Raw genomic sequence first — 2676 nt, forward strand, 5'->3', positions numbered from 1 at the left:
TCAATGTACATGAAGGAAGTTGTTTTGTGATAAGTTCATGCAGCTGCCCAAGTGGAAGTTCGACATTTACTGATCCAAGCCAGGCTTCGAGCATATGCGGATATAATGTGGGCAGTTTCTGGTGCAGCGGAAAAGAACTTTCCTGTTACAAGAAATCTGAATCTTCTTGTGAGTAATTTGGCTTAGCCAATAAACCTCAAAACTAACCGCCCCGGCTTCAGTTAAGAAGCCGGGGTTTCTGTTTTATCTTACCCGCAAAAAATGCTTTTGCAAATTGCGGAAGAACGTAATGGGGAAAATCAGTCCTTAAATTCCTCTTTAAACTCTCCGTAGCCGGCTGAGTCAAGTTCTTCATACGGTATAAAACGAAGGGCCGCGCTGTTCATACAGTATCTGGTGCCGGTGGGGGAGTGAATATCGCCCTCAAACACATGGCCCAAATGGGAACCGCCTATTTTACTGCGTACTTCCGTTCTTTGCATTCCGTGGGAATTATCCTGCTTAAAAACTACGGCGTTTGCGTTTATCGGCGCGCTGAAGCTGGGCCAGCCGGAAGGGCTCTTGTACTTCTGCATGGAAGTAAAAAGCGGTTCGCCGGTAACTACGTCAACATAGAGGCCTTTTCCCTCAAAGTTCCAATATTTGTTTTTAAAAGGCGGCTCGGTGGCGGCCTCCTGCGTTACGGCGTATTCTTCGGGGGAAAGTTTCTTTTTTATATGCGCCTGGGACGGTTTTGAATACTCAGCCTTTACTTCTTCCTTCCCGCCGAATTTGGCCGCGCAGGCCGATATCTCTCCGCCGGAGATATGGCAGTATCCGCCGGGGTTTTTCTGCAAGTATTTTTGGTGGTATTCTTCCGCCGGATAGAAAACTTCAAGCGGTTTTATTTCCACTTTAAATACGCTTTGGCTTTGACGAACTTCTTCCGCCGCGGCGTTTATGGCGGGCAGGTCGGCTTCGTCTGTATAGTAGACGCCGGTCTGATACTGGGTGCCCCTGTCATTGCCCTGTTTGTTTTCCACGGTGGGGTCAATAACGTAAAAATAAGCTTTAAGGATATTTTCCAGCGGGATGATTTGCGGGTCATAATCTATTTTTACCGTTTCTTTGTAACCCGTATTTCCGGCGCATACCAGTTTGTAATCCGGGATAATTTCTTTATTTCCGTTGGCGTAACCCACTTGGGTGCTTACGACGCCTTTAAGGCTGTCCATAAGCTTTTGCATTCCCCAATATGGTTTTTAAGTTTCTTTCTTTATTGATATTTTGCATAAAATTGGCGTCCCCGTCGCTTTGTTTAAATTTGGCTTTCAGGCCGAACATAAAAATCAACGACAATATTATTATTGCCGAAACGAGATATTTCATAATACCCTCCGCTTTAACAAGCGGGCCTTTACCCCTTAGTTTATTATAAGGTTATTGGGCCGATTTGCAAGCTTTGGGCAGGCGGCTTTCAAAAAAGATAAAATATAATTATGTATAAACCGCTGATACTTTTGATAATATCAAATATATTTATGACTTTCGCCTGGTACGGGCATCTTAAGTTTAAAGACAAAGCCTTATGGCTGGTTGTTTTTGTAAGCTGGCTGATAGCTTTTGTGGAATATTGCTTTCAGGTTCCGGCGAACAGAATAGGCCACGCTTATTTTTCCGCCGCGCAGCTTAAAGGAATGCAGGAAGTCATAACCTTAGTAGTTTTTGCGCTGTTCAGCATATTTTATCTTAAAGAAAACCTCCGCTGGAATCATTACGCCGGCTTTGTTCTGCTCGTCTTATCGGCAATGCTTATATTTAAAAAATAGGACTTTAGGCCCCTTAAAAGCAGGTCTTTTTTTATTTGCCGTGGTATTTGCGTATTTATTATAATTTTAATATGTGCAATTATGCTAAAAGACATATCGCCAAAGCGATATTTTGTTGTTTAATAGGATGTTTTTTTGCCGGGGCGTGCTCTTCTGCGCCTAAAAAGTGCGATAACTGCCGCCGGGAAGAAGCAAGCAGAGTTTTCTATTTCAAATACGGTTCTTCCGCTTTGGACGTAGCGGCCAAAGAATCCGTAAAGAACTTGGCGCAGGATTTATCCTGCTATAAGGGTAATATCCGCCTTGAGGGCCATACCGACGCCGTCAGCAGTGCGGACTTTAACAAAAAACTGGGTCTGCGCCGCTCAAAAGCGGTGGAGGATTTCCTTATAAGTTTGGGTATAGAGCCTTCCAGAATAAAAACGATAACTTACGGCAAGGAAAAGCCTTTGGTGCAAGGCTCCGGCCCGGAAGTTGACGCGCTTAACAGGTGTGTTGTGGTTGTTTTTGAGGGCGTTTCGGAGTAAAAATCCATTTTGGCGGAATATTTATGAAAATCAATTTAAGCATTTGCGGGGCCGTTGTTTTTATTTTATTATCCGTTTTACCGTTAAACGCGCAGCTTAACAAGCTTCAAAGCGATATTGCGGAATCAAAGAAAAAGGCCGAAATCGAAAGAGCGGAACAAGCGGTAAAAGACGCCGGCAGGCAGGAGAGGGAAATTTCCGCCGCCAAAAAAGAAGTTTCGCAGCAGATTAAAGAAAACGCCGATTCCCCCAAAATAGTTGCTTTAAAGGAAATTAAATTCTCGCCCTCGCAAATACTTCCGCAAAATTTCTTAGACGAAATCCGCAAAGAATACACAAAC

At 43.9% G+C, this 2676-nt stretch carries 5 protein-coding genes; 3 read left to right on the top strand and 2 right to left on the bottom strand.

The features are described 5' to 3' along the window. Positions 1-299 precede the first annotated feature (299 nt). Together msrB and ACQY26_RS06620 are read right to left on the bottom strand one after the other, a co-directional pair. A complete protein-coding gene (msrB, locus tag ACQY26_RS06615; RefSeq protein WP_428048354.1) occupies positions 300-1214 on the bottom strand; it encodes a peptide-methionine (R)-S-oxide reductase MsrB in 915 nt (304 codons plus the stop codon). Then, entirely contained in the window at positions 1201-1368 is a 168-nt protein-coding gene (locus ACQY26_RS06620; protein WP_428048355.1) for a hypothetical protein, read from the bottom strand. Before ACQY26_RS06620 ends, msrB begins: the two co-directional genes overlap by 14 nt. Positions 1369-1478: 110 nt before the next feature. On the opposite strand from ACQY26_RS06620, the gene ACQY26_RS06625 reads away from it, so the two are divergent. From ACQY26_RS06625 to ACQY26_RS06635, 3 genes are all read left to right on the top strand, one after another. After that, positions 1479-1808, top strand: coding sequence for a DMT family protein (locus tag ACQY26_RS06625; RefSeq protein ID WP_428048356.1), 330 nt, complete (start codon positions 1479-1481; stop codon positions 1806-1808). 71 nt (positions 1809-1879) lie between these two features. Further along, a complete protein-coding gene (locus ACQY26_RS06630) occupies positions 1880-2335 on the top strand; it encodes an OmpA family protein (RefSeq protein WP_428048357.1) in 456 nt (151 codons plus the stop codon). A 23-nt stretch (positions 2336-2358) separates the two neighbouring features. After that, on the top strand, positions 2359-2676 hold a 318-nt coding region (locus tag ACQY26_RS06635; protein ID WP_428048358.1), incomplete at its 3' end, for a hypothetical protein.

Origin of the sequence: Candidatus Proelusimicrobium excrementi, assembly GCF_937881865.1 — a bacterium.
Lineage (GTDB): Bacteria > Elusimicrobiota > Elusimicrobia > Elusimicrobiales > Elusimicrobiaceae > Proelusimicrobium > Proelusimicrobium excrementi.